Origin of the sequence: Catenulispora rubra, assembly GCF_015356825.1 — a bacterium.
Taxonomy (GTDB): domain Bacteria; phylum Actinomycetota; class Actinomycetes; order Streptomycetales; family Catenulisporaceae; genus Catenulispora; species Catenulispora rubra.
On sequence record NZ_JAACYW010000001.1, the window covers coordinates 154,538 to 168,068 of the forward strand.

11 protein-coding genes are annotated in these 13,531 nt (G+C 68.7%); 6 read left to right on the forward strand and 5 right to left on the reverse strand.

Going from position 1 to position 13,531, the window contains the following annotated elements; genetic code table 11:
- Nucleotides 1-405: 405 nt before the first annotated feature.
- The gene (locus tag GWK61_RS00715; protein ID WP_194903781.1) at nucleotides 406-1,476 is read right to left on the reverse strand and encodes an enoyl-CoA hydratase/isomerase family protein; all 1,071 of its coding nucleotides are present in this window, start codon (nucleotides 1,474-1,476) and stop codon (nucleotides 406-408) included.
- A 22-nt stretch (nucleotides 1,477-1,498) separates the two neighbouring features.
- Between GWK61_RS00715 and GWK61_RS00720 the strand changes: the two genes are divergently transcribed.
- The gene (locus tag GWK61_RS00720) at nucleotides 1,499-2,689 is read left to right on the forward strand and encodes a CoA transferase (RefSeq protein ID WP_194903783.1); all 1,191 of its coding nucleotides are present in this window, start codon (nucleotides 1,499-1,501) and stop codon (nucleotides 2,687-2,689) included.
- Nucleotides 2,686-4,089 carry an amidohydrolase family protein gene (locus tag GWK61_RS00725; protein ID WP_194903785.1) on the forward strand — a complete coding sequence of 468 codons (1,404 nt, stop codon included), beginning with the start codon at nucleotides 2,686-2,688 and terminating at the stop codon, nucleotides 4,087-4,089. The genes GWK61_RS00720 and GWK61_RS00725 overlap by 4 nt, the downstream gene beginning before the upstream one ends.
- A gap of 11 nt (nucleotides 4,090-4,100) precedes the next feature.
- Here GWK61_RS00725 and GWK61_RS00730 read toward each other — a convergent pair whose 3' ends face one another.
- From GWK61_RS00730 to GWK61_RS00740, 3 genes are all read right to left on the reverse strand, one after another.
- Complete coding sequence (locus GWK61_RS00730) at nucleotides 4,101-5,348, reverse strand: amidohydrolase family protein (RefSeq protein WP_194903788.1); 1,248 nt, start codon at nucleotides 5,346-5,348, stop codon at nucleotides 4,101-4,103.
- 53 nt (nucleotides 5,349-5,401) lie between these two features.
- On the reverse strand, nucleotides 5,402-6,499 hold the full coding sequence (locus GWK61_RS00735) for an NAD(P)H-dependent amine dehydrogenase family protein (protein ID WP_194903790.1): 1,098 nt from the start codon (nucleotides 6,497-6,499) through the stop codon (nucleotides 5,402-5,404).
- A gap of 94 nt (nucleotides 6,500-6,593) precedes the next feature.
- The gene (locus tag GWK61_RS00740) at nucleotides 6,594-7,532 is read right to left on the reverse strand and encodes a 3-carboxyethylcatechol 2,3-dioxygenase (RefSeq protein ID WP_194903792.1); all 939 of its coding nucleotides are present in this window, start codon (nucleotides 7,530-7,532) and stop codon (nucleotides 6,594-6,596) included.
- A 211-nt stretch (nucleotides 7,533-7,743) separates the two neighbouring features.
- Here GWK61_RS00740 and GWK61_RS00745 point away from each other — a divergent pair, with 211 nt between their 5' ends.
- From GWK61_RS00745 to GWK61_RS00755, 3 genes are all read left to right on the forward strand, one after another.
- Nucleotides 7,744-9,399, forward strand: a complete 1,656-nt coding sequence (locus GWK61_RS00745; RefSeq protein WP_194903794.1) for an FAD-dependent oxidoreductase — start codon at nucleotides 7,744-7,746, stop codon at nucleotides 9,397-9,399.
- A gap of 16 nt (nucleotides 9,400-9,415) precedes the next feature.
- Nucleotides 9,416-11,221 (forward strand): flavin-containing monooxygenase, encoded by a 1,806-nt coding sequence (locus tag GWK61_RS00750; protein WP_194903796.1) that lies wholly within the window; start codon nucleotides 9,416-9,418, stop codon nucleotides 11,219-11,221.
- A 73-nt stretch (nucleotides 11,222-11,294) separates the two neighbouring features.
- Nucleotides 11,295-12,002 carry an IclR family transcriptional regulator gene (locus GWK61_RS00755; protein ID WP_228561518.1) on the forward strand — a complete coding sequence of 236 codons (708 nt, stop codon included), beginning with the start codon at nucleotides 11,295-11,297 and terminating at the stop codon, nucleotides 12,000-12,002.
- A 201-nt stretch (nucleotides 12,003-12,203) separates the two neighbouring features.
- Here GWK61_RS00755 and GWK61_RS00760 read toward each other — a convergent pair whose 3' ends face one another.
- Entirely contained in the window at nucleotides 12,204-12,821 is a 618-nt protein-coding gene (locus GWK61_RS00760; protein ID WP_194903800.1) for a TetR/AcrR family transcriptional regulator, read from the reverse strand.
- 87 nt (nucleotides 12,822-12,908) lie between these two features.
- On the opposite strand from GWK61_RS00760, the gene GWK61_RS00765 reads away from it, so the two are divergent.
- Nucleotides 12,909-13,454: a cysteine hydrolase family protein gene (locus GWK61_RS00765; protein WP_194903803.1), complete on the forward strand. Its 546-nt coding sequence runs from the start codon at nucleotides 12,909-12,911 to the stop codon at nucleotides 13,452-13,454.
- Nucleotides 13,455-13,531: the final 77 nt, after the last annotated feature.

The following is a 13,531-nucleotide window of genomic DNA, read 5'->3' on the forward strand; positions in this document are numbered from 1 at the left end:
ATCGGGGCCCGTTCAGGTTGCTGACAGCAAAAAACCCGCCTCTATGAGACGGGTGTCTGGCTGAAGACACGACTCTCCCAGCCGTTGGTGACACTACGCGCCCAACTGGGCAAATGCCAAGCCTGATTCTTTGCTGCGTTGTCTTTGCAGGTCACGAAGTCGACACAGTCCGGTTCCCTCGGAGGTTTCGTAACAAGCCAGCGGATCCAGTTCGTTTTCCAACGGCACGCGCAGCGATACCAACGCCACCGCCCTGGATCCATGCCGGTCTACAAAGCACGCCGACCGCGGAAGCAGGCACTAACCGCACTGGCTCTACAGGCGGATGAGCCTGAGGCTCCCGCAGCCTTCAAGCAACAGAGCCTCTAGAGAGCAGACCTATGCCCAGGATGAGGTCTTCCTACGTCACGGCTCCGGGATCACAGGCTCAATGCCATCGACCAGTCCCCACGCGAGGGCGAACGCGGCCGACACCGGTTCCCCGCTGAGCACCATGTACGCGGTGCGCCACCGCCCGATCCGGCGCGGGAAGCTCACCGTGCCGCCGGCGCCTGGGATGAGCCCCATCTCCAGCTCGGGCAGCCGCATGACGGTGCCCGGATCCGCGACGACCCGCCCGGCGAACGCCGGCAGTTCGATACCCGCGCCCACGCAGTGTCCGTGGATGCGGGCCGTAAGGCGGTCGCGCAGCGCGTGTAGGGGCCTGGCCGCGCCGGCTCGGGTCCGGACCAGATGCGCCGTGGTCAGGTCCAGGGCGGTGCCGAACTCGTCGAGGTCGCCTCCGGAGCAGAACGACGGCCCGTTGCCGTCCAGCACAACAGCGGCGACGCTGTCGTCGAGCTCGGCAACCCGCAGCCCCGCCACCAGTGCGTCGCGCAGGTCCCGGGAGTGAGCGTTGCGGCGTTCGGGGCGGTTGAGGGTGAGATGCAGCGTCCCGCCATACCTACGGATGATCACTGTCTCGCCGGGTCGGGAAGGAGGCTCGGGGCGCTCGCCGCGTGCGGCCAGCCATCGGGCGAATCCGGGACCCGCAAGGAGGGTGGAGTAAGCAAGCGATTCGACGTCGAGGGCTTGGCGTACGGGCAGGGACTCGCCGATGCGGAGAACCTGGGCCAAGACGAGCGCCGCTTGCGGGGCTACCTCGGCATTGCGTCGCAGCGCCATCGCTTCGGATTCGGGATCAGCGGCCTCCACGGCACAGCGCAGTCCTCCAGAACCATGTGCCAACGTCAGGTCCAGCGCTTCGGCCAAGGAAACCAAGGCATCGGAGACTACGCCGTTCGTCGTCCCGATCAGGACCCGGTCGCATCCCCGCGCGCGTTCCACGGCCCGGCTCAACTCGGTCTCCGAGACACCGCCGCGGTCGAGCTCCACGATCATCAGAGGATCCACGATCGAGCCGTCCTCGGCGAGCGCCTCGATGTCCGCCGCCCCGCCCGCGAGGTCGCCGATGGAAAGGGCTGTAGGTTTCGGCATCGTCCTCACCTAGCATCTGAGCATGACCGACACGGCTCGTGACTGGGCACGCAGCGGGGTGCTGCCTCTGACGGGACACCGTAGCGGATCACCGATGATGCCCCCTGGGAGCGCCGCCTCGTGGGCTGCGCGCATGGCCGACCACATCGCGGCGGCGACCCGCGGCAGTCGCCATCCTGTGCTCGTCGACGGCGCGCGGTTGCTCGCGGAGCGCGCCGCGTTGACCGGTGGCACGCGCCGGGGCTCGACGTCGGTCGGGGGAAGCTGCCGGCTGCTGCCGACGCTGGACGGCTGGGCTGCGGTCTCCGTCGCCAGAACGGACGATCCGCTGCTCTGGAGCGCCCTGATCGGCCAGGAGCTCGACGACCGGTTCCCCGAGCGCCTCGAAGCGTGGCTGGCCTCGCACACCGGTGGCGAGCTGGACGAACGAGTGGAGCTGATCGGGCTGGCGGGTGGCTCCGTGCGTACGGAAGCCCCGCGCGGCGCCCAGCTGGCCCCGCTCGGGCGTCCGAGGTCGGTGGAAGGGTCGCTGGTGGTGGATTTCAGCGCGCTGTGGGCCGGGCCGCTCTGCGCGAACCTGCTCGGGCTGGCAGGAGCCGAAGTGGTGAAGGTTGAGACACCGGCCCGGCCGGACGGCGCCCGACACGGCAACCCGGCCTTCTACGACTTGCTGCACGGCGGCCACCGCTCGGTCGTCCTGGATCCGGACGATGCGGCGGGACGCGCAGCCCTCCAAGCCCTGGTGCGGCGAGCCGATTTCGTCATCGAGTCCTCACGACCCAGGGCGCTGGCCAGGTTCGGCCTCGACGCCGCGGCCGAGGTCGCGCGGGGGTGCGTCTGGGCGTCGATCACCGCTGCCGGCCGGTCGTCGCAGCGTGTCGGCTTCGGCGACGACGTGGCCGCCGTGACCGGCCTGGTCGCGCAGGACGCCACGGGTATTCCCGTCTTCTGCGGGGACGCAATCGCCGATCCGTTGACCGGGCTCGCAGCCGCTGCACTGGTGTTTTCCGAGCCGACCGACGGCGGCGGAGTCCTCTGGGACGTCGCGATGGCCGATGTCGTGGCTGCCACGCTCGTCGACGGCATCGACGGGGCCGACCTGGATGGCGTCCCCATCGAGCTGCCCACGGCTCGAACTCCGACGTGCGAGGCATCGCCGTCAGGCAGCGACACCGCCGCGGTCCTGAACCGACTCGGGATCAGTGTCCCGTGAGCAGCCTGCTGATCCGCGATGCCGAGGTCGAGGGGACGCGCTGCGACGTCCGGACCAGGCACGGCCTCGTCGTCGAGATCGGCGACCGTCTGCGGCCCGCCGGAGACGACGACGTGCTCGACGCGGCCGGCGGAGCGTTGCTCCCGGGCCTGACGGATCACCACATCCACCTCTTCGCCACCGCCGGCGACCTCGCCTCCGCAGCTTGCAGTCCGTCCCAGGCTCGCACGCCCGCGCAGCTGGCTGAGACGCTGCGCGAAGCAACGCCCGATTACGCCGGCTGGGTCCGAGGCGTTCGCTACCACGAGTCCGTCGCAGGAGACCTGGACAGCGCACGACTCGACGCCCTGCGCGACAACGTTCCAGTGCGTATCCAACACCGCAGCGGCGCGCTGTGGATGCTCAACTCGCGCGCAGCCGAAGCCGTCGGACTGGAAACAGCGGATCACCCTGGCATCGAACGAGACGGCGAGGGCCACGCGACCGGGCGGCTCTGGCGCGCCGACGACTGGCTCCGCTGGCGTCTGCCGCACTCGGAGCCGCCATCCCTCGCTCAGGTCGGACATCTGCTCGCCGGCTACGGAGTCACAGCGGTCACCGACGCCACGCCGGACCTGTCGCCTGAGACGGTAAGCGCGATCGCTGAGGCAATGGCATCCAGCGACATCCCCCAACGCGTGCAGCTGCTCGGCATGCCACTCGACACCGCCCCTCCGCCCGAGCACGGACCGACCGCCGGCCCCTGGAAGATCGTGCTCGCCGATTCCGGCCTGCCGGCCTTCGACGAGCTGGTCGACACCATCACCGCAGCCCACGACAATGGACGTCCTGTAGCAGTGCACACCGTCACCCGCGAATCCCTTATCCTCCTGATCGCCGCCTTCGAACAAGCCGGTTCCCTCCCAGGAGACCGGCTGGAGCACGCCGCGCTCGTCCCCGCCGAGCTGATCCCGGCGATCCGTCGACGCGGCCTGCGCGTGGTCACTCAACCGGGCTTCATCGCCGATCGAGGCGACGACTACCTGCGCGACGTGCCTCGCGCAGACCACGGAGACCTCTATCGGTGTGCCTCGCTCAGCGCGGCGCGGGTTCCGCTGGCCCTGTCCAGCGATGCCCCCTACGGTCCCCTTGACCCGTGGTCGGTCATGCGGGCCGCGACACTGCGGCTGACTCCCGCCGGGGAAACGCTGAGCCGTGCCGAGTGCCTCACTGCGGCCGAGTCGCTGCACGCATACCTCTCCCCCGCCGCGAATCCCGGCGGAAAAGGACCAGGCGTCCGCGTCGGCGCATCGGCCGACCTGGTTCTTCTGCACACGCCGCTGAGCGAGGCACTGGCTTGCCTCGATGCGGGACTTGTCCGATCGACCATCATGAACGGGCAACCGGTCACGTCATCGTGACCACCTGCGCGTCACACAACGGCTGGAGCTTCGAAGCCGAGGATTCCGCCGAGGGTGCCGCCGACAATGGCCGCTCGCTCCTCGTCGGGCACGGCGGCGAACTGCGTGGCGATCAGCTCCTGGCTGCGCCGGAACGTGCCTTCCGCGTGCGGGTAGTCGTTCCCCCAGACGATCGTCGACAGCCCTGTGATGTTCCTGCAGGCCACGGCAGTCGGATCGTCCTGGAACGAGACATGGAACTGGCGCTGGACGTACTCGCTGGGCTTCAGCGGGTACGGCCACTTGTCGTTGAGCAGGAACAGGCGGGCCATCGCGTCCTGGCCGGCCGCTGTGGCCGGGCGCTCGTCGTCCCACATCCCCAGCCACCACTCCGCGTCCTGGCCGATGCCGACCGACCAGGCCTTGTCCACGGAGCCCATCAGCGAGGCCAGCCAGTGGGCCCCGAACTCGATCAGGCTGAAGTGCAGGTCCGGGAAGCGCTCGGGGACTCCCCCGCCGACCAGGTCCGCGATGATGCGCTGCGGCACCATCACGCCCAGGACACCCTGCTCGTACATCCGCTCCGCAGCCCCCCGGCCGTCCATCGGACGGTTGACCTTCTTGCTCATCTCCACGACGGTGCGCATCGTCGAGGACTTCGGGTCGTTGACCTTCACGCCGCCGGTCGCGACGTGGAAGAACACGTGCGTGCCGTGGGCCTGGGCCGCCGCCCAGACCGGGTCGAACTCCGGGGACCAGTACGGCTTCGGCGGGATCGCCGGCAGCAGGATCGCCCGGAAGCCGGCCCGTGCGACCCGCTCGATCTCGGCGACCGCCTCGTCGACGTCGGTGATCGGGATCGGGCAGGTCGGGCGGATTCTCGACGCGTACGGCAGGAACCGCTCCGCCAGATAGTCGTTGTAGACCCGGGCATGCGCCATCGACAGCTCGTGGTCGTCGGAGTACAAGCCGAACAGCGACAGGTTGGGGTGCATCAGGCTGGCGTCGACGCCGTCCTCGGACATGTCCTCGAGGATCATCTCCGGGTCGCCTTCGGGGATGCGGCCGGTCGTCTCGCGGTAGCGCGAGATCGTCCAGCCCTCGTACCCGGGTGTGTGCAGCTTGCGGAAGTGTCGCGGGCCGCCCTCGACGAGCGGCTCGATCTCGAACTCCTCCTCCCAGACGCCACGCTCCCGCAGGTGCTTCGGAAGCCGGGTCCGGAAGAGGTCCATCGGCTCAAGGATGTGGCCGTCGGCAGACACGATGAAATCTCTGGTCACTGTGCACCGTCTCCTTTGGCAGACAGGTGGAAATGAGTACCTGCGTCGCTGTGTCAGGTCCCGAGCATCGCGACGATGGGAGGAAGATCGACGGTCGATCGGATTCCCGGTGACGCCTCGCAGACGAAGGGAACAGCGTTGACGGCGCGGTTCGCCGTATACGAGGGCGACACCGCGGCGATCCGTTCGAGCGGCACCGCGAACCGGATGTCCACGTCGAGCGGCGCGTCGCCGTCGACCGAGATGTGCCAGCCGGTGGCGTGGACCGTCCACGCCGGTTCGAGGTCGGCCGTGCAGTACCAGGTGGCACGGAAGCGCAGGACAGGCCGACCGTCTTGCAGACCCGACACCGTGACGCGTTGCGCTGCCACGGTTCCCGGTTCCAAGGTTCCGGCGGCGATCTGCACGCGGCGACGCGCTGTCGCGACCTCACCGATCGACTGGATCGAATCGAGTCGTATCGAAAGTGCGTCGGCGACAAGATGCAGCGACGGACCGAAGCTGTCCTGGAGGGCCGAGACCCGCCGCTCGTTGTACTCCGCTGGAGGCCTTCCGAACCCCATGACCTCGAACAGCAGGTCCGGGGAGTCGCGATGCGAAAGATCAGCGGACTCCTCGATCGTCAGTCCGTCGAGCGTCCGCTGAATCGACGTCAGCACCAGCGGCAGGGCCTCCGTGACGAAACCGGGGCTGCTGCCGGTGCTGTGGATGGAGGTACCGCCGCGCCGGCACGCCTCCTCGACCCGGGCACGGATCTCCGGATCGAGGCTGCCCGCACGGTGGAAGTCAGTCCGGGTCGTGACGACGTTCGCGCCCGACGCCAGCAGGAGGCAGAGTTCGTCGAGGTCTGTGGCCAACGGCGCGTAGATGACGCAGTCGGCGCCGAGCGCCACGATCTCGTCGATGTCCCGGGTCGCGGTCACGCCGATGTCGTCGAGCCCGCACAACTCGCCCGCGTCGCGTCCTGCCTTCTCCGGCGAGTGGACGTACACCCCGGCCAAGACCATGTCCGGGTGCTGGATGACGGCACGCAACGCACGGCCGCCGATGTTTCCGGTGGCCCACTGAACGACACGGTACGAGCGTCGGCCATCGGGTCGCTCGGCTGCTATCAGCGCCCTGACCTCTCCGTCGAGCTGTTCCGTCGTCATCTCGTCGCCCTCGGCTCCACAGATCGAGAATGCTCATCTCGATTCGGAGAATAGCATTACCATCATGCGTACTCCAGAGGCGATCCGGCCGGACTCACCTCGGCACCGCCGTCGTCGTCGCGAAGCCGGCGAACCACTCGGGGATGGCCCGGTAGTAGGTCGAAAGGACCTCGTAGTGCCCCTGCGAAGCCAGCGCTGCGTAGGCCGCGATCCACGTCCGCACCTCGTGCGCCGAGTGGCCGCCCTCCTTGACGAACCACTCGTTGGGCTGTTCGTCCACGGCCGCGAAGTCGCCGGCCGCGAGGGAACGGAGCACCAGGGCATCCCACTCGGGATTCAACGGACGGAAGCCCCCTCGCCCCTGCGTGAACTCGCGTGCCGCGGCAACGGTGCCGCTCTCGCGCCGCGCACGCTGCTCGCGCGAAGGGTTCCGGCCGTGCTTGAGCCGCTCGACGACCTCTGGCGGCGCCTCGCTCAGTCGCGGAACCGGCGGGTCGTGGGACAGACCGCCGGAGCCGACGACGAGGACGCGGCGCTCCGTCCCGCGCAGCGCGTCCCCGACTGCGCCGCCCAGGAGGCGCGCTCGGACGGCCGGGCCCAGCGGATCCGCGACGCAGTTGATGAAGACCGGCACGACGGGAACAGCGGTGAGTGCCGGGAACAGGAAGGTCAGCGGCTGCACTACTCCGTGATCGACCTGCATGTCTTCCGAGACGGCGACGTCGATGCCGGCGCGCAGCACACTCCGCGCAATGCCGAGCGCAGCGTCCCGGTCCACGTCGAGCGGACCCGCCGGCAGGCCGTAGTCGCCGACCGAGGTGGCCGCCGCACCGATGCAGAACGGCGGCATCAGGTCGTACAGGAACCCGTTGTAGTGGTCTGGCGCGAACAGCACGACCAGGTCGGGATCGAACTCGGCGACGAACGCGCGGGCCCGGCCGAGCACCTCGTCGACCTCGGCGCGCACCCCCGGCTCCGGATCGTGAAGGCCGATGAGCGGCGAATGAGACGTCGTACACAAAGCGATGGGCATGCAGTACATCCCCCTGAGGGTCATCACATCGAGCCGAGCCGGAAACACCGCGGCAGTCTTGCCACCCACCAGTCGCGCGGGTACGCTGCCGGAGCGGTGGTGCATTATTAGCACACTATGGTGCAGTATCGGCACCGTCAATGCTTGTTCCCCGTCGCGCCAGACGGGACAGCGACCTCACGAATCCCCTTTCTCGCGCCAAGGGTGTGCAATGCGACAGACATACGACGTGGTAGTCCTCGGATCAGGGGCGGCCGGGCTGACCGCGGCCCTCGCGGCGGCGGTGGAGGGCGCGCGGGTCGCGGTCTTCGAGAAGGCCGAGCTGCTGGGCGGCACCACCGCGCTGTCCGGCGGGACGATCTGGATCCCGAACAACCAGCCCGCCCGCGAGGCCGGGATCGAGGACTCGCGCGAGCGCGGGCTGGAATACCTCGCGAGCCTGTCGAACGGGATGATCCTGCCGGAACTCGCCGAGGCTCTCGTCGATGGCGGGCCGCAGCTTGTCGACTTCCTGAACGAGCACTCGGAGATACGTCTCCAAGTCGTCCACGGCTACCCGGACTACCACCCGGAACACCCGGGTGGAATGCCCGGCGGAGGCCGGTCGATCGAGCCCGCACTCGTCTCGTTCGCAGGACTCGAGGACTGGTCCGATCGCATAGCGGGAGACATCCGGCGGATGCTGATCGCCGAGACGCCCTTGGGCGGCGGGACCGGTTCGGTGGAGCCGGAACTGCTCGCCGAACGCGAGAAGGCGCAGCTGGAGGGACTCGGCCGGGCACTGATCGGCGGATTGCTCCAAGCCTGCTTGAAGCACGGGGTGCAGATCACCACGAATTCCCAAGGGGTCAGGCTGCTGACCGAAGACGGCGTCGTGACAGGGGTCGAGATCCAGAACCCTGACGGCGTGCGATTCGTGACCGCGGGCGCGGTCATCCTCGCCACCGGCGGCTTCGAATACGACCCCGACCTGGTCCGCGACTTCCTCCGGGGACCGCTCACCCGGCCCATCGGGGCACCGACGGACTCCGGCGACGGGCTGCGGATGGCGATGCGGATCGGCGCTCAGCTCGGCAACATGCGCGAAGCCTGGTGGTCGCCGGTCGTCGGCTACCCCGGGGTCCGGCGCGACGGCGGGCGCAACGGCCTGTTGTCCGCTCGCGAGCGCGCGCTGCCGGGCTCCATCATGGTCAACCGGTACGGCCGCCGCTTCGCGAACGAGGCCGCCAACTACAACGCGCTCGGCGGTGCCTTCCACCGCCTGGACGAATCACGGCTCGACTACCTCAACGTGCCGGCGTTCATGGTCTTCGACCAGTCAGTGGTCGACCGGTTCGGAGCGTTCGGTCTGGCGCCCGGCGGCGAGATGCCGAGCTGGGTGCAGCGCGCGGCGACACTCGACGAACTCGCCGACGCCTTCGGCATCCCCGCTGCCGAGTTCCGTACGACCGTCGACCGGTTCAACAAGAACGCCCGCGCCGGAGTCGACCCCGACTTCGCCCGCGGACAGAGCGCGTACGACCGCTACCCGGGAGCCGGGCAGGCCGAGGATCCCGGCTCGGCGCGCGCGACGCTGGGGCCGCTCGAGAACGCGCCGTTCTACGGGGTCGAGGTCGCGATCTCCGCGCTGGGCACGAAGGGCGGGCCTCGCACGGATCGAGACGGCCGTGTCCTCGATGTGGACGGCGATGTGATCACGGGACTCTACGCAGCAGGCAACGTCATGGCAAGTCCGGCCGGCATGGTCTACGGCGGCGCCGGGGCAACGCTGGCGGTCGCAGGCGTTTGGGGCCTGTACACCGGTCGCGCGGCTGTCCGCGACTTCAAGACACCGCCACCAGTGGTCGTCGATTCCGCAACGCACTGAAAGAAGAACGAAGACGATGACAGACACTTTGGACAGCCTGGTCATGGAGCTCACCGCCCAGGACGCCGCCCGACTGGCCGCGCAATGGATCGCCGATCTCACTGCAGCGCTGGAGAGCGGATCCGCGTCGGCGCTGGAGGAGCTCTTCACCGACGACGCGACCTGGCGCGACTTCATGGCGTTCAGCTGGGACTTCACGCACAGCATCGGCCGCGACTCGCTGGTCTCCCGGCTGTTCGACCTCGCGAAGGCCGCCGATCTCGACGGGCTCGCCGTCAACGCCCAGCAGCCTCCCGTCGCCGCCGACGGCCGCGTCCACGCGTTCTTCGACTTCACCACCAGGGACCGGATCGACCGGGGCTACGTGTCGCTCGTCCCCGGCGCCCGGCGATTCGCAGCAGCGACGGTGCAGACCCAGGTCATCAGCCTGAAGGAGCACCCGGAGCAGACCGGCCACAGGCGCAAGGACGGCAAGACCTACGGCATCGTCCCGGACCGTCCCCGGTGGACCAGCGAGCGCCGCAAGGAGGCGGCGTTCGATGACGGCGACCCCGCCGTGCTCATCCTCGGCGCCGGGCACAACGGTCTGGCCATCGCCGCGCGCCTCGGCGCGCTCGACGTGCCGACGCTGGTGATCGACCGTGAGGTCCGTATCGGCGACGCGTGGCGCAAGCGCTATGCCTCGCTCGCACTGCACAGCACGGTGTGGGGCGACCACATGCCCTACATCCCGCTGCCCCCGACCTGGACGTCCCACACGCCCAAGGACAAGTGGGCGGACTTCCTGGAGTCGTACGCGACGCTGCTCGACCTCAACGTGTGGATGAGCACGACGTTCCTCAACGGGCACTACGACGAGGACGCCGAACGGTGGACGATCCACGTGCGTCGTGAGGACGGCTCGATACGCACCCTGCACCCGCGGCACTTCGTCGTCGCCGGCGGCCTGTTCGGATCGCCGAAGATTCCCGCGATCAAGGGGATCGAGTCGTTCCGGGGCGTCGTGGCGCACTCCGACGAGTTCCAGGGCGGCGCCGACTTCCCCGGCAAGAAGGCGCTCGTGGTCGGCGCCGGCGTCAGCGGCCACGAGATCGTCCATGACCTGTACGAGCACGGCGCCGACGTCACCATGCTGCAGCGCAGCGCGACCTACGTCGTCACGTTCGACTCCTACCACAAGTACTGGTCCGGCCACTTCACGGAAGACGCGGTCTTCCCTCCCGAGTTCGCGGACCAGATCGCCTACGCCACGCCCAACCTGAGATCGGACGAGATCAACAAGAAGCTGGTCAAGCTGGCTGCGGAGGCCGACAAGGACCTCCTCGACCGGCTCGCGGCCCGCGGCTTCAAGTTCGAGTGGGGGCCGGACGGCACCGGCATCATCGGCAGCCACATGTCCGGACGGGACAGCTACCAGATCGACATCGGCGCCTCCTCGCTCATCGCCGACGGCAAGGTCCACCTGAAGCAGGGCGTGGAGTTGGCCGAAGTGAAGGACGGGACGACGGCGGTGTTCAGCGACGGCTCGGAGCTGAAGGTCGAGCTCATCGTCTTCGCCACCGGCTACGAACAGTTCTGGAACCACATCCGGCCCTCGCTCGGCACGGCGGCAGCCAAGATCGACAAGGCGTACGGCCGGGCCGCCGACAACGAGTACGCGAACACATGGCGCCGATCGGCACAGCCCGGACTGTGGTTCGGCACCGGCTTCATCCGGATGGCCCGGTTCTACACGAGGTTCATGGCTCTGTTGATCAAGGCCATCGAAGAGGGCCTGGAACCTGTGGACCCGGACAAGCCGACCAAGAAGAACCCGTCCTGACCACGGCATGTGGTGAACGGGGCGTGATCGGTTCTGCGCGGGCGTTCAAGGTGTGCAGAGTATGCTGAGCCGCATGCCGGAATCGAACGCGGCCGCATCGCCGAAGGGCCGCGAGGGGAACCAGACTCTGGCACGCGGCCTCAGTGTCCTGCTGGCGATCGCCGACTCCAAGCGAGGCCTCTCGGTCCAGCAGGCCAGCGAACTGCTGGGGGTTCACCGGTCGATCGCCTACCGGCTCCTGGAAACGCTCGCCGACTTCGGGCTCGTCGCCCGCAACCGCGAGGGCGTCTACAACCCCGGCGCGCGCCTGGCGACGCTCGCCGAGGCCTACCTTCCCACGCTGCGCGACGTCTCCCGCCCGGTCATGCAGTCGCTCGCCGAGAAGTTGCAGTCGACCGTCTCGTTGTTCGTCGAGCAGGGCGGCGAGGCGGTCGCGATCGTTCTGGTGGAGCCGACGACCGCCTCACACCACATCGCGTTCGCGCCGGGAATGCGCACGCCGCTCGATCTCGGCGCCGCGGCCTACGCGATCCTCGCGTCAGGGCCGGCCGGACCGGACGAACCGGCTGCGGTGGAGACCGCCCGCGAGCTCGGGTACGCGCGCAGCCACGGCGAGATCGAGGCGGGGGCGTACGGAGTCGCCGCCTGGATTCCGACGGGCGACACCGCGGTGCGTGCCTGCCTGAACCTGATCACCTACCGGCAGGACATCGCGGACGGCGCGGGTCCGGTCATGCGCGATGCAGCAGATGAGGTCGGGCGGCTGCTGCGACGGCCCTGAGCCGCTCGGCGAACGAGGGCCGCCCCGACGTTCGACCGCGCATGTACGGACCGAACCCGCTGCGGCAGGGTACTTCTCCAGGCCCTCCTTCAACCCCGGTGAAGCCGATCGCGCAGTCGCCGACGTTCCGGCGCCGGAAGGCGACGCCTCGGCTCGGCGGCCTGGCCGCCTCACCACTACCGATCCGTGCGGAGCCGGAGGTCAGTCACTGGGGAACAGGGCATCCACGAGACGCCGCACCATGGGTTCGATCTGATCGCTTCCCGCGCTGACAAGCGGTTGGAGTCCGACAGCAGCCCTCAACACGGCCATTCCCACCCCTGTTGCCAGAAGCACCTGCGCCGGCAGCAGGTCCTGCTCCACGGATCCAGCACCGTCGCCGGCTGCGGAGGCAATCGAGCGACTGATATCGGTCAGCGCGGCGCGGCGGAGCTCGTCGGTGCCCGGGTCGCCGGACTCACGCACAAGCAGCAGCACCGGGTGCTCCTGATAGGCGGACCAGGCATCCGGTGAAAGCTGACGCGCCATCTCCCGCACCAGTGCTTCGCGATCCGCCGGTGCCGCCGCACCCGCGGCCAGGCCCTGCGGCTGCAGGGCGAGCGCGGCCTTGAACAGGCCCTCCTTGGAACCGAAATAGCGCTTCACCAGCGCGATGTTCACTCCGGCATCGGCGGCGACGTCTCGCAGCGTCGTCCCTTGAAAGCCTAGGCGTGTGAACCGCTGGTGTGCTGCAGACAGCAGCGCTTCGCGAGTCGCCTGGGCATCTCGGACCTTCGCGCGCGGGGAGGTCGCGCCACCGTCGGGGTTCGACTCGGCCATCGCGCTCCTCCCATCGGGCTTTGACGCCCCGTGCTCCTGCCGCCTACCGTAACAAGTAATCAACTGTTGACTTGATGGGAAGTGACGATGCCCAAGACAGCTCTGCTGGTCATGGACGTGCAGCAAATGATCGTGGAACGGTTCGCCGAGCCCGAGTACATCCCCGCCCTCAAAGACACCATCGACGCGGCCCGAGCAGGCGGTATCGCCGTGGTCTACGTCGCCGTGGACTTCCGCTCGGGCTATCCCGAGATCAGCCCCCGCAACAAGATGTTCGCCGCGATACCCGGGCGAGCGCCTGCCGAGCGGCCCGAGAACGGCATCCATCCGGGGATCGCTCCCGAGGAACTCGACCCGGTCGTCATCAAGCGCCGCGTCAGCGCGTTCTCGGGAAGCGACCTCGACCTCATGCTGCGCGCGATGGAGGTCGACCACCTGGTGCTGTGCGGCATCGCCACCTCCGGAGTGGTGCTCTCGACGCTGCGCCAGGCCGCAGACCTCGACTACCGCATCACCGTGCTGTCGGACCGGTGCCTGGATCCGGATCCGCTCGTCCACGACGTCCTTCTGACCCGCGTCTTCCCCATGCAGGCCGAGGTCATGACCGCTGCCGACTGGGAGAAGACCGCCTGAGCACGCGGTGATGCCGACCTGGCCCGGGGCGTTTTCGAATCTTGACACGCCTCGGGCCACTCATTAGCCTCTGAGCA

Coding starts and splice junctions, on each gene's coding strand:
- GWK61_RS00740 (WP_194903792.1), bottom strand. CDS start 7,532: ATGCCCATCGCTTTGTGTACGACGTCTCATTCGCCGCTCATCGGCCTT.
- GWK61_RS00715 (WP_194903781.1), bottom strand. CDS start 1,476: ATGCCGAAACCTACAGCCCTTTCCATCGGCGACCTCGCGGGCGGGGCG.
- GWK61_RS00750 (WP_194903796.1), top strand. CDS start 9,416: ATGACAGACACTTTGGACAGCCTGGTCATGGAGCTCACCGCCCAGGAC.
- GWK61_RS00735 (WP_194903790.1), bottom strand. CDS start 6,499: ATGACGACGGAACAGCTCGACGGAGAGGTCAGGGCGCTGATAGCAGCC.
- GWK61_RS00765 (WP_194903803.1), top strand. CDS start 12,909: ATGCCCAAGACAGCTCTGCTGGTCATGGACGTGCAGCAAATGATCGTG.
- GWK61_RS00720 (WP_194903783.1), top strand. CDS start 1,499: ATGACCGACACGGCTCGTGACTGGGCACGCAGCGGGGTGCTGCCTCTG.
- GWK61_RS00760 (WP_194903800.1), bottom strand. CDS start 12,821: ATGGCCGAGTCGAACCCCGACGGTGGCGCGACCTCCCCGCGCGCGAAG.
- GWK61_RS00745 (WP_194903794.1), top strand. CDS start 7,744: ATGCGACAGACATACGACGTGGTAGTCCTCGGATCAGGGGCGGCCGGG.
- GWK61_RS00755 (WP_228561518.1), top strand. CDS start 11,295: ATGCCGGAATCGAACGCGGCCGCATCGCCGAAGGGCCGCGAGGGGAAC.